Consider the following 25,454-nt stretch of genomic DNA (forward strand, 5'->3'; position numbering starts at 1 on the left):
TGGCTCGACGAATGCCCGTTCAGCCTGATGCCTTGCGATCTTCGACGCACTGGTGCATGCCCCCGGGGCTTCCTGGTGCCTGTCCCAGCCTGGGGCCAGCCCTGTCCCAGCTCTGCGCCATCGCCAGAGACGGCCATCGCCTCCCTGCGGGGCAGCGGACGGTCTGCCCGCGGTGGGTTGGGGGTGGGGGATGGGGGGCGACGCCGTCAGCCGGTACGGTCGCTCGCCCTCCTGCCACGGCCGGGCGGGAGCGTCGCCATGTCGGCCGCCGCAGTCGCGACGGCCCCGGCGGGCTCCTCACGGATCGAACGCGCCGGTCGTCGGTGGAACGCACGAGTGTCCTGACCTCAGGTGAGATGTCTTGACGATCACGGCTGTTGGACGACGCACCTGCGTGCAGAGGGGTGGGCCGTGCGCACTCGCACACGCGTGAACCCCTACTCTGGTGCCCGCCAAGTGGCGGATTTCGAACAGTGTGACGAAGGGGATGTGACAGGTGACGGGGGCGAACGGCTCGGATCTGGTCGGCGTGGTTCTGGGCGGGCGCTATCGCGTGACCGCGACGATCGGCCGCGGCGGCATGGGCGTGGTCGCCCGAGCGGTGGACCAGTTGTTGAACCGAGAGGTCGCCGTCAAGGTCCTGCGGGCCTACACCGATGCCTCCCCGGTCGAACTGGCCGATCTGCGGGTCCGGATGCAGCGGGAGGCGCAGGCCGCCGCCCGGATCCGCCACAGCGGTGTGGTCACCGTGCACGACGTGGTCGAGGAGCAGGGGCTGCCGGTCATCGTCATGGAGCTCGTCGACGGGCCCTCCCTCGACGATGTGCTGACGGAGCGCGGCCCGCTGGATCCGCGCGAAGCAGCCGCGATCGGTGCCAAGCTGATGGACGCGCTCGACGCGGCACACCGGGCCGGAGTCCTCCACCGGGACGTCAAGCCGGGCAACGTCCTGCTGGAGCGCGGAGGCCGGGTCGTACTCACCGACTTCGGCATCGCCAGCATGGAGACCTCCGGCGACGAGGCCCTGGCCAAGCTGACCCAGAGCGGTCAGATCGTCGGCTCTCTCGACTACCTGCCGCCGGAGCGCGCACAGGGCCAGGTGCCGGGTGCCGCGTCGGACATCTGGGCGCTCGGCATGACGCTCTACGCGGCCGTGGAGGGCGCTTCGCCCTTCCGCCGTACGTCGGTGTGGTCCACGCTGGCGGCGATCGTCGGCGAACCGCTGCCGGAGCCCCGGCTCGCCGGACCGCTCACCCCGGTGCTGCGGGCGCTGATGGCCAAGGACCCGCGGCAGCGGCCCGACGCCGCGCAGGCGCGCGAGATGCTGGAGGCGGTCGCCGGGGGCAACCGTACGAACCTCGCGGCGGCACCGGACTCCCGGCCCGTCACTCCGCCGACCTTCGGGCCCCCCGTCGAGCCGTTCTTCCAGCCCGCCCCCCAGCCCGTCGCCCCCTACATGCCCGCCGGTGCGTACGCAGCACCTCAGCCGCCGGGCGCCGCGCAGCCGGGCATGCCGCCGGGCTCTGCGCAGCCCGGTATGGCGCCGGGGGTGCCCGCCGGTCACAACGGCCGTTCCGAGACCCGCGCCACGATCGTGCGCGCGCGGCGTCGCCGTACCCGCACGATCGTCGCGGTGGCGGTCGCCACCGTCCTCACCTGCGGTGGAGTCGCCTACGCCCTGATGGACATGCGGGACGGCGGGGGCGGAGACGAGTCGAACTCGGCGCTTCCCGGGGCGAGTACCTCCGCCGACGGCGACAAGCCCGCCGACGCGGGCGGCATGTCGGACGACCCGACCTCCCCGGGGGACCTGACGTCCCTCGACCCCGGCGAGACGCCGTCCGGAACTCCCTCGAAGAAGGACGAGGACCGGGAGACAGGTCCCACGTCGGCGCCCAGCGGCGGAGGTGACGAGCCGACCGGGAGTCCGTCCGCCCCGCCGGCCTCCGGAGAGCCGGCCGGGACCCCGTCCGCTTCCCCGAAGGTCACGCCGAGCGCCACGGCGAAGGAGCCGGCCCCGGTGTCGACGGCGTGCACCGGATGGGCCCACTCGAACCGGAGCGACGGCTACGGCCACGCGTCCCAGAACACCCACCTCTACACCGGGCCGTACGCGGAGTGCTCGGCCGTGAGCGCGGTCAACTCCGGCGTGAAGCTCTACTACCACTGCTATGTCACCAATGCCTATGCCAACAAGTGGATCTACGCCCGTATCGCGGGCACGGAAACCGAAGGCTGGGTGTTCGGCGACAAATCCACGCTGGACAGCGGCACACTCGCCCGTTGCTGAGACCGATCCGCGATTCACCCGAGGGAGAGTCGCGGATCGCAGCGGGGGCGGTGTCCGGGGCAGCCGTACGGGCGTCATCGCCCGGGGTCGTTCACGTGGCTACGCGTACGACCCGCTGGGCCGTCGCACCGCCAGACACCGGACGGCACGCGCGCGACGGCACGCGCCCGACGGCACGCAACCGACCAGAAGGCCCCTCTCATGCAGTTCGTCCTCGACCCGCCCCGCGGCGTGGCTCCCGTCCGGCTCGGAATGACGCTCGACGAAACGGTCGCCGCGGTGTCGGCATGGGGCGCGCCGCGGGTGTACCCGGCCGACGCGGTGCGCGCCTTCGACCTGGTGTCCACCGAGTACGACGGCATCGGCTTCCAGGTGGCCCTCGAACGCGACCACCAGGCCACCGCCGTCACGATCTGGGGACCGGACGAGGACGAGGACCCCGACGTCCAGGTCCTCCTGGACGGCCTCGACGTCTTCCGTATCCCCGCCGTCGAGATCCTCGCGCACACCGCCCGCAAGGGCTGGCACGTCGACAACGACGACCCGCGCGCCCCGTACGTCCCGGGAGTCACCCTGGCCTTCACCCGGGACACCTCCCAGGAGGTACCGCGGGACGAGAACGGCCTGCCGATCTGCTTCACGTCGGTTCTTGTGGCCGACGTGAAGTACCGGGCGAAGTGACAGGAGCCGGCCTCCGGACCACTCGCCGGCGCTGAGGCGGACTCGTGAGCAGCCGGAGCCGGCCGGTCCGGGGGCAGCGCGTCAGGGAAGCGTCAAGATCCCCCCTCCGGGTGTCAGCCGCCTCACACCGGGCGCAGCCTGAAGGTGTACGAGAACGGGTGTGCCGACCTCCGGAGGTGGGGGCATGAAGACACCGCTCCGGGACGCGGCGGCCTTGGCGGCCGGGCTCCTCGCCCCGTTCCTCGCGGCGCTCGCGCTGCTGCCCTGGCGTACGAGCCTCTCGCCCACGAACCTCGCGCTGCTGCTCGTCGTGGTGGTCGTCGCCGTCTCCGCGCTGGGCAACCGGTACGCCGGCGCGCTGGCCGCGCTGTCGGCAGCCGCATGGTTCGACTTCTTCCACACCCAGCCGTACCAGACCTTCCACATCCGGGACCGGGCCGACATCGAGACCGCCGTCCTGCTCCTGCTGGTCGGCCTCGTCGTCTCCCAGCTCGCCGCCCGCGCCCGCCTCCTCGGCACGGTCGCGGTCACCGACGCCACGCATCTGGAACGACTTCACACCACCACGCGCCGGGCACGGGTCTCCGCGTCGGCGGACGAGTTCGTCGAGCGGGTCCGCGGCGACCTCGTCGACGTGCTCGAACTGAAGGACTGCCGGTTCGAGCGCGGAGTCCCCGTCGGCGGTCCGTCGAGGCTGGAGCCCGACGGAGGACTGGCGGTGCCCGGTTGGATCTGGGACGTGGACCGGCAGGGCTGGCCGGACGGGGAGATCGAGCTCCCCGTCGTGGCCTGGGGGCGCGACCAGGGCCGGTTCATGTTGACCCCCCGGGACGACGCCCGGCCGCCGTCGCTGGAAGCCCGGCTGGTCGCCGTGGACCTCGCGGTGCAGGCCGCGGCCGCGCTCGCAGCTTCGCCCGGGGACCGTACGCCGGCCTGAACGAACGAGCGGTGGCAATGCATGCCGCCTGGGGCCTTCGGTCGGCCTTCGGTCGGCCGTCGGTCGAGTCCCGAGACGCGGAAAACGGGGTGGGCGGGGTCCGTGGCGGCCACGGCCTCCGACTCGGCCCGGTCGAGATCCGTCCCGTACCGCCCGTGCCTGAGGCGCAGGCCACCGTGTCCGTACGGGAGGCGTAAAAACCGCCGGAGTGGGCGTTAGGGGGCCGTCAACGGCGGCGGTGAGGTGGCTGAAAGACGGTTTGCTCTTGTCCGGCGCCGTACGGATCCGTCCGTACGGCCAGTCATCTCATCCACTTACCTCAGGAGCTCACGATGGCCGACATGGCCTTCGTCGCCACCACGATCGCGGTCTTCGCGCTGGTGGCCTTCATCGCCAAGGGGGTGGCGAAGCTGTGACTGTCGAGAACATCATCGGTCTGGCTGTCGCCGTCGCCCTGCTGGGATACCTCGTCCTCGCCCTCGTCAAGCCGGAGAGGTTCTGAGCACGGATATGAGTCCTGTCCTGGCTGGGATCCTCCAGCTTCTGGCGTTGGTCGTCGCCCTGGGTCTGTCGTACCGGCCGCTGGGTGACTACATGGCGCGCGTGTACTCCTCGGAGAAGCACTACCGACCCGAGAAGTGGATCTACAAGGCGATCGGTGCGAACCCGAACGTCGAGATGCGCTGGCCCGCCTACCTGCGCGGGGTGCTCGCCTTCTCCGCCGTGAGCGTCTTCTTCCTCTATCTGCTCCAGCGCCTCCAGGGCTCGCTGCCCGGCTCGCTCGGCTTCGTCTCCATCGACCCGGACCAGGCGTTCAACACCGCCGCCTCCTTCGTCGCCAACACCAACTGGCAGTCGTACTACGGCGAGCAGGCCATGGGCCACGTCGTGCAGACCGGTGGCCTGGCAGTACAGAACTTCGTCTCGGCGGCGGTGGGGATCGCCGTGGCGGTGGCCCTCGTACGCGGCTTCGCACGGTCCCGTACGGGTGAGCTGGGCAACTTCTGGGCCGACCTGGTCCGGGGCGTCGTACGCATCCTGCTGCCGATCTCGGTGGTCGGTGCGCTCGTCCTGGTCGCCTGCGGCGCCATCCAGAACTTCTCCGGCATCCACGAGGTCGGCCAGTTCGCGGGCGGGTCGCAGCAGTGGAACGGCGGGGCGGTGGCCTCGCAGGAGGTCATCAAGGAGCTGGGCACGAACGGCGGCGGCTACTTCAACGCCAACTCGGCCCACCCCTTCGAGAACCCCAACGGGCTCTCGAACCTCTTCGAGATCTACCTGATCCTGGTGATCCCCTTCGCGCTGACGCGGACCTTCGGCCGGATGGTCGGATCCCTGAAGCAGGGGTACGCGATCCTCGGCACGATGGCCGTCATCTGGCTCGGCTTCACCGCGCTGATGATGTGGACCGAGTTCGCGGGCAAGGGCCCGGCGTTCGAGATCGCCGGTGGTGCGATGGAGGGCAAGGAGACCCGGTTCGGGATCGGCGCGTCGGCGATCTTCTCGGTCGCGACGACCCTGACCTCCACCGGAGCGGTGAACTCGTTCCACTCGTCGAACACCGGCTTCGGCGGCGGGATCAACCTGCTGGGCATGCAGCTCGGCGAGATCGCGCCCGGCGGCGTCGGCTCCGGCCTCTACGGCATGCTGATCATGGCGGTCATCGCGGTGTTCATCGCCGGTCTGATGGTCGGCCGCACGCCCGAGTACCTCGGGAAGAAGATCGGCACCCGCGAGATCAAGTTCGCCGCCTGCTACATCCTCGTCACGCCGGCGCTGGTCCTGGGCTTCACCGCCCTGGCGATGGCCCTGCCCACTCCGGTGAACTCGATGACGAACTCGGGTGCGCACGGCTTCTCCGAGATCCTCTACGCCTACACGTCCGGCGCGAACAACAACGGCTCCGCCTTCGCGGGCCTGAACGCCGACACCCAGTGGTTCAACTCGACGATCGGCATCGCGATGCTGCTCGGCCGGTTCCTGCCCATGGTGTTCGTACTCGCTCTCGCCGGCTCGCTCGCCGAGCAGACCCCCGTCCCCGAGACCGCGGGCACGCTGCGCACCGAGAAGCCGCTGTTCACGGGCCTCGTGGTCGGCACCATCATGATCATCACCGGTCTCACCTACTTCCCGGCCCTGGCCCTTGGCCCGCTCGCCGAAGGGCTCGCGGCATGAACATCGACGTAAAGAAGCAAGAGGACGCTGTGAACCAGCCGTCTCCCGCCGCGGCGAGCAAGGTGCCGCACGACGACCTGTCCGCCGGACATCACGCCCCCGGGCGCGTCGGCGGGGGTCTGTTCGACCCGAAGCAGCTGGTCACGTCCTTCCCGGACGCGATCAGGAAGCTCGACCCTCGCGTGATGGTCAAGTCACCCGTGATGTTCGTCGTCCTCGTCGGCTCGGTGGTCACCACCGGGCTCGCCGTGAAGAACCCCGGGGACTGGTTCGGCTGGGCGATCACCGCCTGGCTGTGGCTGACCACGATCTTCGCCAACCTGGCGGAGGCCGTCGCGGAAGGCCGGGGCAAGGCCCAGGCCGACACCCTGCGCAAGGCCAAGACCGACACCGTCGCCCGCCGCCTCGACAAGGACGGCAAGGGCGAGGAACCGGTCCCCGGCACCGAGCTCAAGATCGGCGACCTGGTGGTCTGCGAGGCGGGCGACGTCATCCCCGGCGACGGTGACGTCGTCGAGGGAGTGGCCTCGGTCGACGAGTCCGCGATCACCGGCGAGTCCGCCCCCGTGATCCGCGAGTCCGGCGGCGACCGGTGCGCGGTCACGGGTGGTACGAAGGTGCTCTCCGACCGGGTCGTCATCAAGATCACCACGAAGCCCGGCGAGACGTTCATCGACCGGATGATCAATCTGGTCGAGGGCGCCGCACGGCAGAAGACCCCGAACGAGATCGCCCTCAACATCCTGCTCGCCTCGCTGACGATCGTCTTCCTGCTCGCCGTGGTGACGTTGAAGCCCTTCGCGATCTACGCGGGCGCCGACAAGCAGACCTCGATGATCGTCCTCACGGCTCTCCTCGTCTGTCTGATCCCGACGACGATCGGCGCGCTGCTCTCCGCGATCGGCATCGCCGGCATGGACCGGCTCGTGCAGCGCAACGTCCTCGCCATGTCCGGGCGGGCGGTCGAGGCCGCAGGAGACGTCTCCACCCTGCTCCTGGACAAGACGGGCACGATCACCCTCGGCAACCGGCAGGCCTCGGAGTTCGTTCCGGTCAAGGGGACGACGGAGGCCGAGGTCGCCGACGCCGCCCAGCTCTCGTCCCTCGCGGACGAGACCCCCGAGGGCCGCTCGATCGTGGTCCTCGCGAAGGAGGAGTACGGCCTGCGCGAGCGCCACCAGGGCGAGCTGGCCCACGCGACCTGGATCGAGTTCACCGCCCAGACCCGCATGTCGGGCGTGGACGTGGACGGGCGCAAGGTCCGCAAGGGAGCGACCGGTTCGGTCGTGGCCTGGGTGGAGGAGCAGGGCGGCACCGTCGCCGACGACGCGCAGGCGCTCACCGACGCGATCTCCCAGGCCGGCGGCACCCCGCTGCTCGTCGCGGTCGAGGACGACAAGGGCGCGCGCGTCCTGGGTGTCATCCACCTGAAGGACGTCGTCAAGGAGGGCATGCGGGAGCGGTTCGACGAGCTGCGCCGCATGGGCATCAAGACGATCATGATCACGGGCGACAACCCGCTGACCGCGAAGGCCATCGCCGAAGAGGCGGGCGTCGACGACTTCCTCGCCGAGGCCACGCCCGAGGACAAGATGGCCCTCATCAAGCGCGAGCAGGCGGGCGGGAAGCTGGTCGCGATGACCGGTGACGGCACGAACGACGCCCCCGCCCTCGCCCAGGCCGACGTCGGCGTGGCGATGAACACCGGTACGTCGGCCGCGAAGGAGGCCGGCAACATGGTCGACCTCGACTCCAACCCGACCAAGCTCATCGAGATCGTCGAGATCGGCAAGCAACTCCTCATCACCCGGGGAGCGTTGACGACCTTCTCGATCGCCAACGACGTGGCGAAGTACTTCGCGATCATCCCCGCGATGTTCGCCGTGGCGTACCCGTCCCTGGACAAGCTCAACATCATGGGTCTGGCCTCGCCCGAGTCCGCGATCCTGTCCGCCGTCATCTTCAACGCGCTGATCATCGTCGCCCTGGTGCCGCTCGCCCTCAAGGGTGTCCGCTACCGGCCGTCGAGCGCCGACTCGATGCTCCGCCGCAACCTCGGGATCTACGGACTCGGCGGCCTGATCACTCCGTTCGTCGGCATCAAGCTCATCGACCTGCTCCTCACCCTCATCCCCGGAATCGGCTGACCCACGATGAACAACTCAGCAGGAAACGCAGGACGGTTGCTCTGGGCCGGACTCCGCGCCCTCCTCGTCCTCACCGTGATCACCGGTGTGCTCTACCCGCTCGCCGTCACCGGCATCGCCCAACTCGCCTTCCCCGGCAAGGCGAACGGTTCCGAGCTCAAGGACGCGAGCGGCAAGGTCGTCGGCTCCGAACTCATCGGCCAGACCTACGACCTGCCGCTCAAGGAAGGCGAGGAGACGGCGGCCCCGGACCTGAAGTGGTTCCAGCCGCGCCCCTCCAACGGCCTCGGCAGCAACAGCGTCAACACCCGGTACTCGATCATGCTGTCCGGCGCGACCAACCGGTCCGGCGACAACGAGGACCTGATCAAGTGGGTGACGGACGCCAAGGCGGCCGTCGTCAAGGACAACTCCACCGCCGACTACCCGGTGAAGCCCGCCGACGTCCCCGCCGAGGCGGTCACCTCCTCCGGCTCGGGCCTGGACCCGCACATCTCCCCCGAGTACGCGGAGATCCAGGTGCACCGTGTCGCGGAGAACAACGGCCTCGACGTCCGGGAGGTCGAGAAGCTGGTCGCCGACCACACCGACGACCGCATCCTCGGCTTCATCGGCGAGCCCCGCGTCAACGTCCTCCAGCTCAACATCGCCCTCAAGGGCCTGGTGGCCAAGGGCTGATGGCCTTACGCCCGACGCAAGGGAGCCGGCAGCCGGGGAACACCCAGGCCGCCGGCTCCCGACGCGCATCCGACGCCATGCTCAACGCGAATCCGACGCCCTGCTCAAGACGAAAGGGAGTACGCCGATGCCCCGGGTTCTGGTCGTCGAGGACGACGCGCAGCTCGCGCGTGCTCTGGCGATCAACCTCAAGGCACGCCGGTACGACGTGGAGGCGGCCTACGACGCCGCCACCGCGCTCCGCCTCGCCGCCGCCGAGCAACCGGACGTGATCCTCCTGGATCTCGGGCTGCCCGACATGGACGGCATCGACCTCATCAGGGCGCTGCGCGGCTGGAACCGTGCCCCGGTGCTCGTGCTCTCCGCCCGCAGCGGCTCCGAGGACAAGATCCGGGCCCTTGACGCGGGTGCGGACGACTACATGACCAAGCCGTTCAGCATGGACGAACTCCTCGCCCGACTGAGGGCGGCCACCCGCCGTATCGAGGAGTCGCCCGCGCGAGCGCCGAGTGCCGGCGCGGCGGGCGCGGTGGTCACGACGGAGGAGTTCACGGTCGATCTCGCGGGAAGGAAGGTCCGGCGCGGGGACCGCGACGTCCGGCTCACCCCGACCGAGTGGCATCTGCTGGAGATCCTCGTCCGCAACCCCGGCGTCCTCGTGAGTCAGCAGCGCCTCCTTCAAGAGGTGTGGGGGCCGAGTTACCGCACCAAGACCAACTACCTGAGGGTCTACATGGCCCAGCTGCGCCGCAAACTGGAGGCGAAGCCGTCACACCCGCGCTATCTGATCACCGAGCCAGGCATGGGATACCGCTTCGAGGACTGACACCCCCGCCCGCACACGTACAAGCACCGACCGACATCGACGAGAAACGGCACCATGGGACGCGGAAAGCTTCGGATCTACCTCGGCGCGGCGCCGGGCGTCGGCAAGACGTACTCGATGCTCTCGGAGGCACACCGCCGGGTGGAGCGCGGCACCGACTGCGCCGTCGCCTTCGTCGAGCACCACAGCCGCCCGCGTACGGAAGTGATGCTGCACGGCCTGGAGACGATGCCGCGTGCCGAGATCCAGTACCGGGACACGGTGTTCACCGAGATGGACGTGGACGCGGTGCTGGCCAGGAAGCCCGCCGTCGCGCTCGTGGACGAGCTGGCCCACACCAACGTGCCCGGGTCGCGGAACGCCAAGCGCTGGCAGGACGTCGAGGAGTTGCTCGCCGCCGGCATCGACGTCGTCTCCACGGTCAACATCCAGCACCTGGAGTCCCTCGGCGACGTCGTCGAGTCGATCACGGGGGTGCGGCAGCGGGAGACCGTCCCGGACGAGGTCGTACGCCGCGCCGACCAGATAGAACTGGTCGACATGTCGCCGCAGGCACTGCGGCGCCGGATGGCGCACGGCAACGTCTACAAGCCGGACAAGGTCGACGCGGCCCTCTCCAACTACTTCCGCCCCGGCAACCTCACCGCCCTGCGCGAGCTCGCGCTGCTGTGGACCGCCGACCGGGTCGACGAATACCTCCAGGAGTACCGCACCGAGCACCGCGTCTCCAGGATCTGGGGCTCCAGGGAACGGATCGTCGTGGGCCTCACCGGCGGCCCCGAAGGCCGCACCCTCATCCGCCGCGCCGTCCGGCTCGCCGAGAAGGGCGCCGGCGGCGAGGTCCTGGCCGTGTACATCTCGCGCAGCGACGGACTCACCGCCGCCTCCCCGAAGGAACTGGCGGTCCAGCGGACCCTCGTCGAGGACCTCGGCGGCACCTTCCACCACATCGTCGGCGACGACATCCCCGTCGGCCTCCTCGACTTCTCCCGCGGCGTCAACGCCACCCAGATCGTCCTCGGCGTGAGCCGCCGCCGCTCCTGGCAGTACGCCTTCAGCCCCGGCGTCAGCGCCACCGTCGCCCGCGAGTCGGGGCCCGACCTCGACGTCCACATCGTCACCCACGACGAAGCGGCGAAAGGCCGAAACCTGCCCGTCGCGCGCCGCGCGAAACTGGGCCGGTCCCGCACCATCTGGGGCTGGCTCGTCGGCATCGCCGGACCCGTCCTGCTCACCCTGCTGCTCAGCGGCGCCCTCCCCGAGATGGGCCTCGCGAACGACGTCCTGCTCTTCCTCACCCTCACCGTCGCCGCCGCCCTCCTCGGCGGGCTGCGCCCGGCCCTCGCCTCAGCGGCCGTGGGATCGCTGCTGCTCAACTACTACTTCACCCCTCCGGTCCACGAACTCACGATCGCCGACCCGAAGAACGTGGTCGCACTGGTGATCTTCGTGGGCGTGGCGATCTCCGTCGCCTCCGTGGTCGACCTGGCCGCCCGGCGCACCCATCAGGCGGCCCGGCTGCGGGCGGAGGCGGAGACGCTCTCCTTCCTCGCGGGCAGTGTGCTGCGCGGCGAGACGAGCCTGGACGCGCTCCTCGAACGGCTCCGGGAGACCTTCGCCATGGAGTCGGTCGCCCTGCTCGAACGCCACGACGACACCGACCCCTGGTCGTGCGTCGCCTTCGTCGGCACCCGCCCGGTCGGCCGCCCCGAGGACGCGGACGTCGACATGCCCGTCGGCGACCACCTCGCCCTCGCCCTGACCGGACGCGTCCTGCCGGGCGAGGACCGGCGCGTCCTCGGGGCCTTCGCCGCCCAGGCCGCGGTCGTCCTCGACCGGCAGCGTCTCGTCGACGAGGCGGAGGAGGCCCGCCGGATCGCCGAGGGCAACAAGATCCGCACCTCGCTGCTGGCCGCTGTCAGCCACGACCTGCGCACCCCGCTGGCCGGCATCAAGGCTTCGGTCTCGTCCCTGCGCTCCGACGACGTCGAATGGTCGGAGGAGGATCGTGCCGAGCTCCTCGCGAACGTCGAGGAGGGCGCCGACCGGCTCGACCACCTCGTCGGCAACCTCCTGGACGTCTCGCGCCTGGAGACCGGCACCGTCACCGCCGTACTCCGGCAGACCGACCTCGACGAGGTCGTGCCGATGGCGCTCGTGGGCGTGCCCGACGACAGCGTCGAGCTCGACATCCCCGAAACGCTGCCCATGGTCGTCGTCGATCGCGGCCTGCTCGAACGGGCCGTCGCCAACATCGTCGAGAACGCCGTGAAGTACAGTCCCGCCCGAATGCCGGTGCTCATCGCCGCCAGCGCGATCGCCGACCGGGTCGAAGTCCGCGTCGTCGACCGCGGCCCGGGCGTCCCCGACGAGGCGAAGGACCGCATCTTCGGCGCCTTCCAGCGCTACGGCGACGCTCCGCGCGGCGCGGGCGTCGGCCTCGGCCTCGCGGTCGCCCGCGGCTTCGTCGAAGCCATGGGCGGCACGGTCACGGCGGAGGACACGCCCGGGGGCGGCCTGACCATGACCATCAGCCTCCGCATGGAGGACGACGCACCGCCTCTCCCCACCGACGCGGCGACCGAGACGACGTGACCTGTCGGTGGGGAACCGTACGGTTGGATCAACCGTGTTTGCGCATCGCAAGGGAGAGAGCTCGGCGCGGGGGAGCGGTGTGTCCGTCCGAGCGGACAGAAAGAAAAAAGGGGGGAGGAGCACTGGTGACGGACACCGGGCATTCGCGTGGGAAGGCGCTCACGGTCGGGGTGAAGACGCTCGCCGCCGTCCTGACGGTGGCGGCGGCAGGCGGGGCGGTCTGGTTCGGACTCGGAGGGGCCACGGCGTCCGGCGACGACCTGGGGGACAGCTGCCGGGGGTCGCTGGCGGCAGAGGAGGCCCGCACGTTCTTCGTGGGTGCTGAGCTGGAGGCGCGTGGGCACACCGGTGAATGGGTCGGATACGACACGGAGTGGTGCTCGGTCACGGCGCGCGGCCGGGACTCGGGTCCCACCCTGAGGTTGCAGATCCGCCCCGTCGCCGCACACCGGGCCAGTGGTGCGGCCGAGGAGGCCTCGGCGACGCCCATCGGATACGGATGGAACGGTTCGTTCGTCGGCCGGAGCCGGCCCGAGGCGGCGGTCCTGGTCGACTGCGCCGCGCTGCCGGGTAAGGGTCTTCTGGTACTGGCCGAGGCCACGGCGAAGACCGAGGACCTGACGAAGGAGCAGCTCCTCCAGGTCGCCCGGCTCGCCACGGAGACGGCCAGGAACACGGTCGGCCGCTTCCACTGCGAGGGAGCGCTCGGCAGACGTCCGTCCGGCGTGGACCTGAGCGAATGGCGCGATGTGCCGCCCGTCCGGGCGGTGGGGACCTGCCGGGACGTGGTCCCCACCGCGACCGCGACCCGGCTGGGCGTCACGGCGGTCTCCGAGAAGCCGGCCGGCCGCGCGCTGACCGAGGCCTGCGCGCTGAAACGCGGAGAGAAGACGCTCGCCGACCTGACCGCCTACTACGGAGCCTCCGCCGAACAGGAGATGTACCTCGACGGCCGCTACCCCGGCAGCGTCGACGGCGCCACCATGCGCGCCACCACCTGCAAGGGCGCCCTCGGTACCGCCTACGTCAAGCTGGTCCGCCCACCCGGCGGCCAGAACGGCCGGCAGGACCTCGGGCCCGCCGACGTCCAGGAGCTACTGGGCCGCTTCGAGGCCGCGTCGACGGCCCGCCACGGCTGCCCCGCGTGAGCCGGCACGGCGTACGGACGTTCAGGCACACTCCGGGGCGCCGGCAGGAGCCGGGTGCTGTGGTCGGCGTGGACCGTGGGCGTCCGGGCCTGGGCGTCTCCACCCCGGGCGGCGCCTGCCGCTCTGGGGTGGAGTGTGATCGCGGGCCAAGCTCCGGGAGGCGGGGGGAGGTTCGGCGTTAGGTGCTGAACGAGTGCCGCCCGGCCAGCAGGACCAGGGCCGGCGCCGCCCAGGCGTTCACCGCGCACCGTCCGCGCGGCCACGGCTCGTTCCATCGGTCCGGCTCCCCGGCGTAGCCGTCAGTCGGGCGGCTCCTTCGGGCGGGGCTCGCCGGGCTCCGGCTCGGGACCGGGAGGCTCGGGACCCGGTGGCCCGGGACGGGGCGGCTCGGGGGGCGGGGCGGGCCTCCCGGGCGGTGCCGGAGGCTCCGGCGGCACCGGCGGCTCGACCGGGTCCGGCGGGCCGGGCGGTCGCGGCGGCTCCGGCAGGGGCACGGGCGTGGTGTCGGGGTCGGGCGGCACGGGAACGGTGCCCATGATCAGCGGGGCCCGGTGCTCTTGCGCGGGCATCCCGATGTGTTCGTACCGCATGGTCACATCCTCCTTCCCCCTGGTCGCGGGGCGCTTGGACCCCACATCCGTGAAAGAACCCCGGCGAGGGTGCCGAGAGCGTGCGCGGCCACTTGCTGACGGCTGCGTCGGCGGGCCCGCTCGTCGAAGCGGCCGTGCGCGCCGAAGTCCCGCCCGGCGTCCACCGGGGCGAAAAGGTTGTCCGGCTCCCCGGCGGGGCGCATGCTCCCGTCCTGCTGCGCGTCGAACCCCGTCCTGGCGAGGTACCGGTCGAGCAGCCCGGGTGCGACGGCGTTCGCGACCAGGGTGGCCACGGTGCTGCCACCGACCCAGTACTCGCGACGCCGGGGGTGGTCGGCCGCGTACAGCACCGCGCGGGCCGCGACCTCCGGCTGGTAGACCGGGGGCACCGGCTGCGCCCGCTCCGGGAGGCGGGACCTGACCCAGTCGAACTGCGGGGTGTTCACGGCGGGCATCTGCACCATCGTGGAGCGCACCCGGGTGCCGGAGGCGAGCACGGCCAGGTCGACCTCCTGCTGGTAGGAACCGCCCATCGCGCTGCGATCGGTCTGACCGACGATCGCCACCACCGGGACGTGGTCGAGCTTCGCGTCGTACAACCCGTTCAACAGGTGAATGGCCCCCGGCCCCGATGTGGCCGCGCACACCCCGGTCCGTCCGGAGAACTTCGCGTACCCCACCGCCTCGAACGCCGACATCTCCTCGTGCCGCGCCTGGACGAACCAGGGCCGGTTCTCGGCGCGCCCCCAGGCTGCCAGCAAGCCGTTGATGCCGTCGCCCGGGTAGGCGAACACGTACTCCACCTCCCAGTCACGCAGCCGCTCCAGCACATGGTCGGAAACCTTCATCACCCGACTCCTTCCCTACGCGGTTCTGGCCGTTCGAGCCTCGGGGCGGGCCTACCGGCGCGGCTAACCGCTGGCGCCGGGATGAAACCACGCAGCGCAGCAACCCCCACGACGCCCCATGAACCCGCACGCAGATCCGCCAGGGCGTATCGGAAGCAGATCAAAGACGTGAGTCATCACACGCTTCGGCGCCGGGTTGACTGACATACTCCGCGCCGTGATGACTGACCACAGCTCCGGCCCGGCCCTGACTGTCAGCGAGCGTGACTCCGAGCTCGACGACCGATTGACCGAAGCGTTGATCGCCTACAACAGTGCCGCCACAGGCGCTCCCGACCGTGGCACGTTCTCGATCAAGGTCACCGATGAAGCAGGTGAACTGGTCGGTGGGTTGACCGCACGAACCTGGGGTGGCCTCTGCGGCATCGAGCTGTTGTGGGTGCGGGAGGACAGTCGCAAGGATGGTTGGGGGAGCAGGATCTTGCAGGCAGCCGAGGCTGAGGCACGGCGGCGTGGTTGTGACCGCCTCTCCACCTCCACCTTCACATTCCAAGCTCCCGGCTTCTATCAGCGCCATGGCTTCGTCGAGACCGGTCGGACACCGGGTGTCCCTGGCGGCCACGCAGACGTGCACCTGTTCAAGTCTCTGACCGACTCGCCACACTTGCGCGAGTCGTAGACACGCTGATCACAGACGCTCGTTGATCGCTGCCACCGGTGTGATGTGTCCGCGGTCACGGAGCCGCCAACGACGATGGGCGGGCTTGGCAGGGGAGCAGCTTGCCGGGCCGTCTCGCGTGTTCCTCGGGTGTACGTCATGCCCAGGCGATGCGGAGTTTCTCGTGGTGGGCTGCGAGCCAGGTGGCGAAGTCCTGAAGGGCCGGGTTGAGGTCGCGGACGGCGACGAGGTCCCGGGCCGCGGTGAAGCGGTGCTCGCATTCCGCGTAGTACTGGAACATGTTTCCCGTCTCGTCGGCGCCGGGGAAGCCCTGTGCACGCCACTGGTCGGGGGTGAGGGGCCGGTAGCGCACCGGCTCGCCGACGACGTCGGTGAGGGCCGCCGCCATGTCGGCGACCTTGAGGTGTTCGCCGGCGATGCTGACGGTGGCGGCGATCATGTCCGTGCCACGCCGGAAGACGGCCAGGGCGGTCTTGCCGATGTCGTCGACCGCGATGCCGGAGAGGCGGCTTTCGCCCATCGGGTACGTCAGTTGGAGGGAGCCGTCGTCGCCGCGTCGCGGGGCGAACGCGCCGAGCAGGTTCTCCCAGAAGAACGTCGAGCGCAGGAAGGTGGTCGGTACGCCCTCCTCGGTGAAGTAGTGGTCGGCTTCCGCCTTGCCGTCGAAGTGGGGCACCTTGTAGTGCTCCTGGAGGGTCGGCATCCGGTCGTCGTCGAGGGGGACGCACTCGCGGGTGTCCTCCAGCGTGGACCAGATGGCGTGCTGCACTCCCGCATGGGAGGCCGCCCGGGCCAGCGCGTCGGCCTGGGTCTTCTCCCGTTCGGCGGACATGTGCTCCCAGAAGTTCGTGACCAGGAAGGCGCCGTACGCGTGCTCGAAAGCCGCCGCGAGGCCGGCCTCGTCGTCCATGTCGGCCTGGACGACCTCGGCGCCCAGCCGTTTCAGCTCACGCGCCGGCTCCGAGTCCGGGTGACGCGTGACGGCGCGGACCGCGAAGTCTTCGTCCCGGTCGGCCAGAGCAGCCCTGACCAGCCCGCCGCCCTGTCGACCGGTGGCACCGAACACCGTGATGATCTTCTTCTCCGTCATGACTGGATCGCCTCGTGGGGTGTGCGCTGTCAGTCGCGCTCCTTGGGCGGCTTGTCCTCGTCGACGATCTCGGCGTCGACGACGTCGTCCTCGGCCTTGGCCTGACCGGCGTCGCCGCCGGCCGCCTGGGCGCCCTGGGCGTCGGCGTACATCGCCTGGCCGAGCTTCTGCGAGACGGCCGCGACCTTCTCGGTGGCGGTGCGGATCTCGGCGGTGTCCTCGCCCTTGAGCTTGTCCTTCAGCTCGACGAGCGCGGCCTCGACCTCGGCCTTGACGTCACCGGGGACCTTGTCCTCGTTGTCCTTGAGGAACTTCTCCGTCTGGTAGACGAGCTGCTCGCCCTGGTTGCGGGACTCGGCGGCCTCGCGGCGACGGTGGTCCTCGTCCGCGTACTGCTCGGCCTCCTGGCGCATCCGGTCGACCTCGTCCTTCGGCAGCGAGGAGCCGCCGGTGACGGTCATCTTCTGCTCCTTGCCCGTGCCCAGGTCCTTCGCGGTCACGTGCATGATGCCGTTGGCGTCGATGTCGAAGGCGACCTCGATCTGCGGGACAGCACGCGGGGCCGGCGGCAGACCGGTCAGCTCGAACATGCCGAGCTTCTTGTTGTACGCCGCGATCTCGCGCTCGCCCTGGTAGACCTGGATCGTCACCGAGGGCTGGTTGTCCTCGGCCGTCGTGAAGATCTCGGACCGCTTGGTCGGGATCGTGGTGTTGCGCTCGATCAGCTTGGTCATGATGCCGCCCTTGGTCTCGATGCCGAGGGACAGCGGGGTCACGTCGAGGAGCAGGACGTCCTTGACCTCACCCTTGAGGACACCGGCCTGGAGCGCGGCGCCGATGGCGACGACCTCGTCCGGGTTCACGCCCTTGTGCGGATCCTTGCCGGTGAGGGACCTGACCAGCTCGGTCACCGCGGGCATCCGGGTCGAACCGCCGACCAGGATCACGTGGTCGACGCCGGCGACGTCGATGCCCGCGTCGTTCACCGCCTGGTGGAACGGGGCCTTGCAGCGCTCCAGCAGGTCTTCCGTCATTTTCTCGAACTGCGCCCGGGTGAGCTTCTCCTCCAGGTGCAGCGGGCCCTCGGCGGAGGCCGTGACGTAGGGCAGGTTGATCGTGGTCTCCGTCGCCGACGACAGCTCGATCTTCGCCTTCTCCGCGGCCTCGCGCAGCCGCTGCACCGCCATCCGGTCCTTCGAGAGATCGACGCCGTACCCGTTCTTGAACCGCGTGACCAGATGGTCCACGACACGCTGGTCCCAGTCGTCACCACCGAGATGCGTGTCACCGTTGGTGGCCTTCACCTCGACGACGCCGTCGCCGATCTCCAGCAGGGACACGTCGAAGGTGCCGCCACCGAGGTCGAAGACCAGGACCGTCTGGTCGTTCTCCTTGTCCAGCCCGTAGGCCAGCGCTGCCGCGGTCGGCTCGTTCACGATCCGCAGCACCTTCAGACCCGCGATCTCACCGGCTTCCTTCGTGGCCGTGCGCTGCGCGTCGTCGAAGTACGCCGGGGTGGTGACCACCGCGTCCGAGACGTCCTCGCCCAGGTACGCCTCGGCGTCGCGCTTCAGCTTCTGCAGCACCCGCGCCGAGATCTCCTGCGCCGTGAAGCGCCGACCGTCCACGTCGCCGCTCGACGGGAAACGCCAACTTGTCTCGCCCATGTGCCGCTTGACCGACCGTATGGTGCGGTCCACGTTCGTCACCGCCTGCCGCTTCGCCAGCTCGCCGACGAGCACGTCCCCGCTCTTGGCGAAAGCGACCACGGACGGTGTGGTCCGCGCACCCTCCGCGTTCGCGATGACGGTCGCCTCGCCGCCCTCCAGGACGGAAACCACCGAATTCGTCGTCCCCAGATCAATACCGACCGACCGAGCCATGGCGGCCTCCCGCCATCCGTAGACCTGCCCCAGCGACTGCCCCACCCACGCGCGGCCATGCGTCCTTCTCGGCCATGCGTCCTTCTCCCCGTTCCCCAGGAAGGACCAGATCGCGGCCGGCGCACGCGTCGGGACGGGGCACCCGATCGCCACGGCTTCCTGGGGCCCCGCGAGCCTGACGGTTTCGGCGCCCGGGTCGCCCGCACGGCCATCCGGTCGGGAGCCGGCAGGCGTCAGGCGTACGCGCCGGCATTACTGTGTGTAACTGATCGACATGCATTCCGTGCTCGTCGATGTCACGGTTGTCGGTGTCCAACCCCCCATACTCACGAGGAGTGAGCGACTGTGGCCAAGAAGACTTCGCCGAAGGACAGGGCCAGCCGTCAGGCCAAGATGGCGCCCAAGGGCAACAAGCGTATGAATGCCCAGGAGACGCGTCCGGCTCGCGGCCCTGGGGCCGCCCCGGCGGAACGGGACGAGACCGGGCCGGTCTACAGCGAAGGCTGAGCAGGTCCACGGTTCATCTCTGGAGGCGCACCCGTAATCTGCTGGCGGGTGCGCCTCTCGCTGCTCTCCCGACCTCCTGAGAACCCGCGTGGAATCCGGCCTCGTGCGCCGGCTGGGTACGGCGTCGCCGACGCCTGGGGTGACCTCCGTCGAGACCGGTGCGCACGGTGACGGGCAGGTGAGCGCAGCCCCGGGTCGCCTGGAATGGGTGAGCTGTTCTCCGCCCGCTGGTGAGCATGAGGGTGCGTCGTGCTGCGCGGACTGCCTGGCTCCCGGCGCCGCTAGGTGCTCGGAGGCAGCGACAGACGCAGTTCGGCTGCTGTGACGGCCTCGTGCAGGGTGCGCCTGGCCATCAGGACGCACAGCGTGTAGGCGACGTCGTCCATGGCTCGGCGGAGCGCCGCGTCGCCTGGAGACCGACGGAGCCGCGTCTGGTACTCGCGCAGTCGCGTCAGGGCGTCTGCCGTTCGGTCGGTGCCGGGCAGCAGGCCACACGGCGCGCTGCGAGAAGGGGAGCGGGCGGCTGCCACCGCGTTCCGCAGTGCGCGTTCGATCGCGGTGGGCAGAGGAACGCCGCGTGCGCTGTCCGCGTACGCGAGGGCCATGCCGGCTGTGGTGACGCCGGCGGCATGGGCGGCGGCGGCCAGGATGTCGCGGGCCGCATGGGAGGCGCATGGTGTCAGGGCCATCAGCATGCCGACCGCCACCCCGTCCGCGGGAGCGTCGAAGGCACCTGGCCCGCGTATGGCGGCTTCAGAGGCCGGTGACGGTTCGAGCCCGGAGGGTTCGGATGGTTCCGTCGCGGGAGGCATCGCCATGTGTCGTCCCTTCGTCTCTGGCCGGGCGCACGCACGACAGCAGGAGTACGAGAGGTATGCCCATCTTCCTGGGCCTATGCGACGTCCACCACCCGGGCTTCTGGCCGGCAGGGCCACCACCAGGGCCGTACAGCCTCGTGTCGTCGTACTCGGCTTGCTCCTCCGTGGGCGGACCCGAAGGGTCCGGCGGGACGTGTGTCTCCGCAGCGAGCAGGGGGATCCCGTACCGGTCGGTGATCTTCAGACGGGGCGTCCGAACAGCTCGTCGTAGCCCGGTGGGAGCTGCGTCAGGATGCGGTGCGTGAGCTCCTGGCCGGCGGCGTCCGCGGCCGTGCTGAGGACGGCGCTGACATCCCAGCGGGCGGTCTCGTCGGTGGCTCCCTCGATCCACGCGGCGGTCGCCCGCACGAAGCGCTCGGGAGGGAGCGGTTCCGCGGACTGCAACGGATTGAGCAGGATCAACGCGTAGGCGTCCGGGAGGCGGGCGGCGAGCTCGGCCCGCTCGTTGCCGACCAGGTGCGCGCCGAGCAGCGCGAGGACGACGCGGGCCGCGCGGTCGGCCTCGTGCGTGGTGGCGTACTCTCCGCGTTCCTGGACCTCCGTGAGGAACACGTCCTTGTGCATCGCTGCGATCTCCTCGTGAGGGACGGGCGGGCGGAGGACAGGGGCCGGGAAGGGGAGTTGAGCGCCCCCTGGTCCTCCGTCGCCCATCCGGCCGGGCGGCTCACGTCAGCCGCTGATCTCCTTGTGCTCGGTCGTGCCGATGCTGATCCTGCGGGGCTTGGCACGCTCGGCGATCGGGATGCGCAGGGTCAGGACGCCCGCGTCGTAATCGGCGGCGATGCGCTCCGTGTCGAGTGTGTCGGCCAGCATGATCTGGCGGGAGAAGACACCCAGCGGGCGCTCGGAGAGCTCCATCTGGACGTCGTCGGCGTTCGTGTCGGCCGCGGGGCGCCTCTCCGCCTTCACGGTCAGCATGTTCCGTTCCACGTCGATGTCGATCGCGTCCGAGGAGACACCGGGGAGGTCGAAGGCGACGACGTACTCGTCACCCTTCCGGTAGGCGTCGATCGGCATTGCGGAGGGCCTCGACCAGGTGCCCGGCGTCAGGAGCTGCTGGGCGAGCCGGTCCAGCTCACGGAACGGGTCGGTGCGCATCAACATCGCGAAACACCTCCAGTTCAGGCAACAGAGCCAATGCGCTTCACCTGACACCGTTGTAACATGTCATCCAAATGATGACAACAGATAAGTCGTCCGAAAGATGACCCTTTGGGAGAAGGGGTGTGGCCGTGAGCGACCGGAGCCGGGAGAGTGTCCGTCCGAGCGGGCCGGAGCCCTCGGACGGGCCGTCCGGTGACCGACGGACAGGCCCTCGTTCCTCCCTCGCCGCCGAGGCGGCACTGGACACCATCAGCACGGCCCTCCGTGCCGCTCGTACCGGTGACCCGGAGGAATCCGCGCCCGCCGGGCAGGGCGAGGAGCGGAGCCCTGAGCAGGCGCTGGCGTCGCTGCTCCTGCTGCGGGAGGTACGCGACGAGCTCGGGAGCTGGGAGTCGGCGCTGATCGAGGTGGCGAGGGCGGCCGGGGCCAGCTGGGCCGATCTCGCCCACCCTCTCGGCGTCGCCAGCCGTCAGGCCGCCGAGCGGCGCTACCTCAGACTCCGGCCCGGTGCCCACGGCAGCACCGCCGAGCAGCGCGTCCAGGCGACCCGCGACCGGCGCGCCGCCGACCGGGCCGTCACCACCTGGGCCCGCGACCACGCGGCCGACCTGCGCCGACTCGCCGGACAGATCGCCGCCCTCACCGATCTCCCCGACGCGGCCCGCGCATCCTTCGCCGAGCTGAACCGCGCCCTCGCCGACAACGACGCCGCCGCGCTCGTCGACCCCTTGGTGGGCGTGAGCGATCACCTGCGGGCCGCCCGCCCCGACCTGGCCGAGGGCGTCGACCACCTCGTCCACCAGACCGACCGGCTGCGCCGGGACAGTACGGCCCAGCGCGGCACGCCCTGACGGCACGGCTGCCTGAGACGGCCGGGCGCGTCGACCGCGGCCGGTCGCATGGCGGGCGGGGACGAGGGCATTCGCGCGGAGAAGCCTGCGGCCATGCCCCCGTCGGAGAGGCCTGCGGCCATGCTGTACGCCGGAAAGGAACGGAGGAGTGAGTCCCGTGGTTCTCGTGGCAGCGGATGTGATCGGCGCTCCCTGCTGGTTGAGCCTGGCGACCCGCGATCGTCAGGCTGCGGAGCGCTTCTACGGAGCGGTCCTGGGCTGGTCGTTCCGGCAGGGCCGGTTCGGCCGGGCCTTCTCGGTGGCCGAGGTCGACGGTGTGCCCGTGGCCGGCATCGGAGCGGTCGCCGGTGAGTTCGCCGTGCCGGTGGCGTGGACGCCGTTCTTCGCCGTCGACGAGGCGGACGGTGCGGCCGCGCGCGTGCGTGAAAGGGGCGGCACGGTCGGCGTGGGACCCGTCGCGTACCCGGCCGGCGGTCGGGCGGCCCTGGTGGCCGACCGGGAGGGCGCCGTGTTCGGCGTCTGGGACGGAGACGTACTGGCCGAGTGGAGTACGGGTGCGGAGCGGTCGCCCGCATGGATCGAGCTCCATACGAGGAACGCGTTCGACGCGGCGATCTTCTACGGCGAGGTGCTGGGCTGGGGCGAGGGCGGCAGCGGCGGATGCTGTGACACGTCGTACGAGGAGGACCAGGTGGTGCTCCGGCGCGACGGGCTTCCCGTCGCCCGGCTGAACAGCGGCCCGGTCGAGGAAGCCGCGCCGAAACCGCAGTTCCGGCCGCGCTGGCTGGTCCACTTCAAGGTCCCGGACCTGGACGTGGCCGTCGCTCGGGCTCTGGAGAACGGCGGCAGCACGGTCACCGGCCCCGAATGGGGCGACGGACGCCAGGTGACCCTTCGGGACCCCGACGGCGGACTGTTCACCCTCGACCGCACGCCGAGCGCGCCAACACCCGCGCTGCCGGGTCCCGGCTGACACGATGCCGCCCATGCAGCCCCTGCCACGGCCCTGCCCCCCCCGACCAGGTCCCCGACGCCACCGGCGTCGACGCCGCCTTCAAGTAGACGCAGTCATCCACCTGATCCGCACCCGCGAGATCCGGCCCGGACTCACCCGCCGGGCCGGTCTACTTCGTGCTCTACGACGTGGCGACCGAGGACCGGGCCCGCGAACTGGCCGCCGCGCTGCGCGCCGCCCGGTGCGGAGACATCGAACCCCTCACCCACGCCGTCAGGACCGCCTGACCGGCCGGCTCCGTGGTGTGGTGCTCAGGCCGGTGTGACGTTCTCGGCCTGCGGCCCCTTCTGCCCCTGCGTGACATCGAAACGGACCTTCTGGCCCTCTTGCAGCTCCCGGAAGCCTCCGCCGGCGATCGCCGAGTAATGGACGAACACGTCCGGACCACCGCCGTCCTGCTCGATGAAACCGAACCCCTTCTCCGCGTTGAACCACTTCACCGTGCCGGTGGCCATATCGAATCTCCCTCTTCCAGAAGCGGCCTGCGTGGCACCGTGCCACACGGCCGCAGGCTCGATCATCGCTCCCCACCCGCGCGATGAGAAGGAGAAACGCGGTGGCCGGCCGGAGGGTCACCGTCACCGGTTACGGCTCTACGGACGGTCGTCCCAGACGCCGGCCTTCGCAAAGGGCGGACGGAAGCGCTACGGCCTTGCGGCCGGTGCACGGGCGCGATGGGAGTGCTGTCTGTCCGCGAGCGCTCAACCCATCCCTCGTCTCCGCCTCCGGCTCGTCCCGGTCAGGGACGCGTTCGGCGTGGAGGCCGCGATCGCGGTGTAGGTCCTGGGTACCGAGAGCGTGGGGAGCGGACAAGGTCGCTGTTGCGCGGTTCCGCGACAGCGTGAAGCTGCCGTCGAATTTTGCCGGTCGCCGACCGATGGGGTTGGGTGTGCATGTCAATGAGTTCGATCATGGTCCGGTCGTCTCCGGGCGTGATCAGGGCATCGGAGGAGTCCGGGTGAAGGCTGTAATACGGGGGGCCGCCGTCGCGGCGGTAATGGCACTTGCCCTGACCGGGTGCAAGGACGGGAGCACCCCGGCGGAAGGCGCGGCGAAGAGCAGCCCGACCGCGGGAGGGGCGACGGCAAAGCCGTCCGCCAAGGGCGGTGGAGGGGCATCGGCACCCGCCGACGGCGAGGGCGTGACGCCGCACTTTCCGCCGGTCTGGGTGGACGCGACGGGCCTGTACTCCGCGCTCCCGTCCGACGGCAGCATCGGCGACGTCATGGTCGGCGGTGATCCCGTCGTGGTCCAGGGCGACGATGTGGTCAAGGGCTGCTCCGAGTTGACGAAGTCGCCGTGTGCCGGGGTCCAGGCGATCGGGAACAGGGACATGGAGGCCCGGGGCTCCGCGGACGAGGCGCGGGTGGAGTTCACCCTCTTCACCTTCGCCACGGCGAAGGACGCGTCCACGACGATGAAGGACCTGGCGGAGCACGAGCGCAAGGAGAGCGCGGAGTACGGCGAGCCGGCGAAGCCGGTGTCGGTGGACGCCGGCGCGGACGAGACCGAGGCGATGCAGGACGGCGACTCCTTCGAGGTCGTCATGCGCATGGGCGCCGTCGTGGCGCACCTTCACGCGAGCGACGCCGAGCTCGGCAACGTGGAGTATGCGGCGAAGGTCCAGGTCGCCCGCGTGAAGTCCGTCTCGAACGGCATCAACCCGGACCGCTGACCGCCGGGCGGTTCGCGAAAGGGACCCCGGCCGGCACCCGAAGTGCCGGCCGGGGGCACGGGCCGGGCGGTCTCCACCGTCTGCGGCGGCGTACCGTCGATACGGCGGGAACGTTGCGCCGCCGCCACTGGGACACTCTGCCCGCGCGGTTACGTCTGTTGCGCATGACGGTGCTCCTGCTCGTCGCCGCCTGCGTCGCCCTGCTCCTGGTCGCCGCGCTCGCCGCGTCCCGCACCCGGGACAGTACGGCCGAGCGTCACGCCCCGCAGACGGTCAGCGCCGCCGGGCTCAACCTCGCCCTCAACGACATGGACGCGCAGGCCGCCAGCATCCTGCTCTCCAGCGGGGACGCGGGCCGAGGGCGTATGGGCGTCCCGTACGCGAAGGCCTTCGAGTTCTACGAGCAGGCACGGCACACCATCAGCGGGGAACTGCGCACGCTCGCCGTCGCAGCGGAGGGCGACGCGAAGGACGAGCGCGCAGTGGAGACCCTCACCGAGGACTTCGCCCGGTACCAGGAGCTGCTGGGGCGGGCGTTGGAGAACGACGACCGTGCCGGCGGCAAGACGGACGCGCGTGCCGACTACCGCGACGCGACCGATCTCCTTGCCGCTCGCCTGCTTCCGGAGGCCCGCGGTCTGGTCGAGGTCAACGATCACGCCTTCGAGATCACGTACGTCGCCGAACGCTCCGACCTCGCCACGCAGTCCGTGGTCCTCGCGGCGGTCGGTCTCGTGCTGGCAGCCCTGCTCGTCCTGCTGTAGCGGTACCTCGCCCGCCGCTTCCACCGCATCCTCAACCCGGCCCTGCTGGCCGCGACGGCCTGCGGCCTCACCGCCCTCGTCCTCGGCCTTCAC

At 70.6% G+C, this 25,454-nt stretch carries 24 protein-coding genes; 16 read left to right on the forward strand and 8 right to left on the reverse strand.

Going from position 1 to position 25,454, the window contains the following annotated elements; genetic code table 11:
• Window positions 1-496 precede the first annotated feature (496 nt).
• The 10 genes from ACN9M0_RS35075 to ACN9M0_RS35120 all read left to right on the forward strand — a co-directional run bounded on the left by ACN9M0_RS35075 (window position 497) and on the right by ACN9M0_RS35120 (window position 13,477).
• A complete protein-coding gene (locus tag ACN9M0_RS35075; RefSeq protein ID WP_426404881.1) occupies window positions 497-2,290 on the forward strand; it encodes a protein kinase domain-containing protein in 1,794 nt (597 codons plus the stop codon).
• A 201-nt stretch (window positions 2,291-2,491) separates the two neighbouring features.
• A complete protein-coding gene (locus tag ACN9M0_RS35080) occupies window positions 2,492-2,971 on the forward strand; it encodes a hypothetical protein (RefSeq protein WP_366041698.1) in 480 nt (159 codons plus the stop codon).
• Between the two features lie 184 nt (window positions 2,972-3,155).
• Window positions 3,156-3,908, forward strand: coding sequence for a DUF4118 domain-containing protein (locus ACN9M0_RS35085; protein WP_366041699.1), 753 nt, complete (start codon window positions 3,156-3,158; stop codon window positions 3,906-3,908).
• A gap of 412 nt (window positions 3,909-4,320) precedes the next feature.
• Window positions 4,321-4,410 carry a K(+)-transporting ATPase subunit F gene (gene kdpF, locus ACN9M0_RS35090; protein WP_366041700.1) on the forward strand — a complete coding sequence of 30 codons (90 nt, stop codon included), beginning with the start codon at window positions 4,321-4,323 and terminating at the stop codon, window positions 4,408-4,410.
• Window positions 4,411-4,418: 8 nt separating this feature from the next.
• Window positions 4,419-6,083, forward strand: coding sequence for a potassium-transporting ATPase subunit KdpA (gene kdpA / locus ACN9M0_RS35095; protein ID WP_426404882.1), 1,665 nt, complete (start codon window positions 4,419-4,421; stop codon window positions 6,081-6,083).
• Window positions 6,080-8,230: a potassium-transporting ATPase subunit KdpB gene (kdpB, locus tag ACN9M0_RS35100; protein WP_426404883.1), complete on the forward strand. Its 2,151-nt coding sequence runs from the start codon at window positions 6,080-6,082 to the stop codon at window positions 8,228-8,230. Before kdpA ends, kdpB begins: the two co-directional genes overlap by 4 nt.
• Before the next feature lie 6 nt (window positions 8,231-8,236).
• The gene (locus tag ACN9M0_RS35105) at window positions 8,237-8,908 is read left to right on the forward strand and encodes a potassium-transporting ATPase subunit C (protein ID WP_426404884.1); all 672 of its coding nucleotides are present in this window, start codon (window positions 8,237-8,239) and stop codon (window positions 8,906-8,908) included.
• A gap of 127 nt (window positions 8,909-9,035) precedes the next feature.
• Window positions 9,036-9,734: a response regulator gene (locus tag ACN9M0_RS35110; RefSeq protein ID WP_426404885.1), complete on the forward strand. Its 699-nt coding sequence runs from the start codon at window positions 9,036-9,038 to the stop codon at window positions 9,732-9,734.
• Window positions 9,735-9,788: 54 nt separating this feature from the next.
• Window positions 9,789-12,329, forward strand: a complete 2,541-nt coding sequence (locus ACN9M0_RS35115) for a DUF4118 domain-containing protein (protein ID WP_426404886.1) — start codon at window positions 9,789-9,791, stop codon at window positions 12,327-12,329.
• 125 nt (window positions 12,330-12,454) lie between these two features.
• Window positions 12,455-13,477, forward strand: coding sequence for a hypothetical protein (locus ACN9M0_RS35120; RefSeq protein WP_426404887.1), 1,023 nt, complete (start codon window positions 12,455-12,457; stop codon window positions 13,475-13,477).
• Window positions 13,478-13,776: 299 nt separating this feature from the next.
• On the opposite strand, the gene ACN9M0_RS35125 is transcribed toward ACN9M0_RS35120, so the two are convergent.
• Together ACN9M0_RS35125 and ACN9M0_RS35130 are read right to left on the reverse strand one after the other, a co-directional pair.
• Complete coding sequence (locus ACN9M0_RS35125; RefSeq protein ID WP_426404888.1) at window positions 13,777-14,067, reverse strand: hypothetical protein; 291 nt, start codon at window positions 14,065-14,067, stop codon at window positions 13,777-13,779.
• A 2-nt stretch (window positions 14,068-14,069) separates the two neighbouring features.
• The gene (locus ACN9M0_RS35130) at window positions 14,070-14,915 is read right to left on the reverse strand and encodes a thiamine pyrophosphate-binding protein (protein ID WP_426404889.1); all 846 of its coding nucleotides are present in this window, start codon (window positions 14,913-14,915) and stop codon (window positions 14,070-14,072) included.
• Between the two features lie 220 nt (window positions 14,916-15,135).
• Between ACN9M0_RS35130 and ACN9M0_RS35135 the strand changes: the two genes are divergently transcribed.
• Window positions 15,136-15,594 carry a GNAT family N-acetyltransferase gene (locus ACN9M0_RS35135; protein WP_426405370.1) on the forward strand — a complete coding sequence of 153 codons (459 nt, stop codon included), beginning with the start codon at window positions 15,136-15,138 and terminating at the stop codon, window positions 15,592-15,594.
• A gap of 136 nt (window positions 15,595-15,730) precedes the next feature.
• Here ACN9M0_RS35135 and ACN9M0_RS35140 read toward each other — a convergent pair whose 3' ends face one another.
• Together ACN9M0_RS35140 and dnaK are read right to left on the reverse strand one after the other, a co-directional pair.
• Window positions 15,731-16,684: an NmrA/HSCARG family protein gene (locus tag ACN9M0_RS35140; protein ID WP_366041708.1), complete on the reverse strand. Its 954-nt coding sequence runs from the start codon at window positions 16,682-16,684 to the stop codon at window positions 15,731-15,733.
• Window positions 16,685-16,713: 29 nt separating this feature from the next.
• On the reverse strand, window positions 16,714-18,567 hold the full coding sequence (gene dnaK / locus ACN9M0_RS35145) for a molecular chaperone DnaK (protein WP_426404890.1): 1,854 nt from the start codon (window positions 18,565-18,567) through the stop codon (window positions 16,714-16,716).
• A gap of 345 nt (window positions 18,568-18,912) precedes the next feature.
• Between dnaK and ACN9M0_RS35150 the strand changes: the two genes are divergently transcribed.
• Complete coding sequence (locus ACN9M0_RS35150; protein WP_426404891.1) at window positions 18,913-19,074, forward strand: hypothetical protein; 162 nt, start codon at window positions 18,913-18,915, stop codon at window positions 19,072-19,074.
• A gap of 281 nt (window positions 19,075-19,355) precedes the next feature.
• Here ACN9M0_RS35150 and ACN9M0_RS35155 read toward each other — a convergent pair whose 3' ends face one another.
• From ACN9M0_RS35155 to ACN9M0_RS35165, 3 genes are all read right to left on the reverse strand, one after another.
• Window positions 19,356-19,769, reverse strand: coding sequence for a DUF5133 domain-containing protein (locus ACN9M0_RS35155; RefSeq protein ID WP_426404892.1), 414 nt, complete (start codon window positions 19,767-19,769; stop codon window positions 19,356-19,358).
• A gap of 363 nt (window positions 19,770-20,132) precedes the next feature.
• A complete protein-coding gene (locus tag ACN9M0_RS35160) occupies window positions 20,133-20,516 on the reverse strand; it encodes a DUF2267 domain-containing protein (protein WP_366039286.1) in 384 nt (127 codons plus the stop codon).
• Between the two features lie 105 nt (window positions 20,517-20,621).
• Complete coding sequence (locus ACN9M0_RS35165) at window positions 20,622-21,056, reverse strand: Hsp20/alpha crystallin family protein (RefSeq protein ID WP_366039288.1); 435 nt, start codon at window positions 21,054-21,056, stop codon at window positions 20,622-20,624.
• Between the two features lie 239 nt (window positions 21,057-21,295).
• Here ACN9M0_RS35165 and ACN9M0_RS35170 point away from each other — a divergent pair, with 239 nt between their 5' ends.
• Complete coding sequence (locus ACN9M0_RS35170; RefSeq protein WP_426405371.1) at window positions 21,296-21,907, forward strand: type III effector protein; 612 nt, start codon at window positions 21,296-21,298, stop codon at window positions 21,905-21,907.
• Between the two features lie 157 nt (window positions 21,908-22,064).
• On the forward strand, window positions 22,065-22,880 hold the full coding sequence (locus ACN9M0_RS35175; RefSeq protein ID WP_426404893.1) for a VOC family protein: 816 nt from the start codon (window positions 22,065-22,067) through the stop codon (window positions 22,878-22,880).
• A 293-nt stretch (window positions 22,881-23,173) separates the two neighbouring features.
• Here ACN9M0_RS35175 and ACN9M0_RS35180 read toward each other — a convergent pair whose 3' ends face one another.
• Window positions 23,174-23,377: a cold-shock protein gene (locus ACN9M0_RS35180; protein WP_356153383.1), complete on the reverse strand. Its 204-nt coding sequence runs from the start codon at window positions 23,375-23,377 to the stop codon at window positions 23,174-23,176.
• Between the two features lie 686 nt (window positions 23,378-24,063).
• On the opposite strand from ACN9M0_RS35180, the gene ACN9M0_RS35185 reads away from it, so the two are divergent.
• The gene (locus ACN9M0_RS35185) at window positions 24,064-24,597 is read left to right on the forward strand and encodes a hypothetical protein (RefSeq protein ID WP_426404894.1); all 534 of its coding nucleotides are present in this window, start codon (window positions 24,064-24,066) and stop codon (window positions 24,595-24,597) included.
• A 164-nt stretch (window positions 24,598-24,761) separates the two neighbouring features.
• Window positions 24,762-25,361, forward strand: a complete 600-nt coding sequence (locus ACN9M0_RS35190) for a hypothetical protein (protein WP_426404895.1) — start codon at window positions 24,762-24,764, stop codon at window positions 25,359-25,361.
• The last annotated feature ends 93 nt before the right edge of the window (window positions 25,362-25,454 follow it).

Source organism: Streptomyces sp. R-07 (assembly GCF_049913175.1).
Taxonomy (GTDB): domain Bacteria; phylum Actinomycetota; class Actinomycetes; order Streptomycetales; family Streptomycetaceae; genus Streptomyces.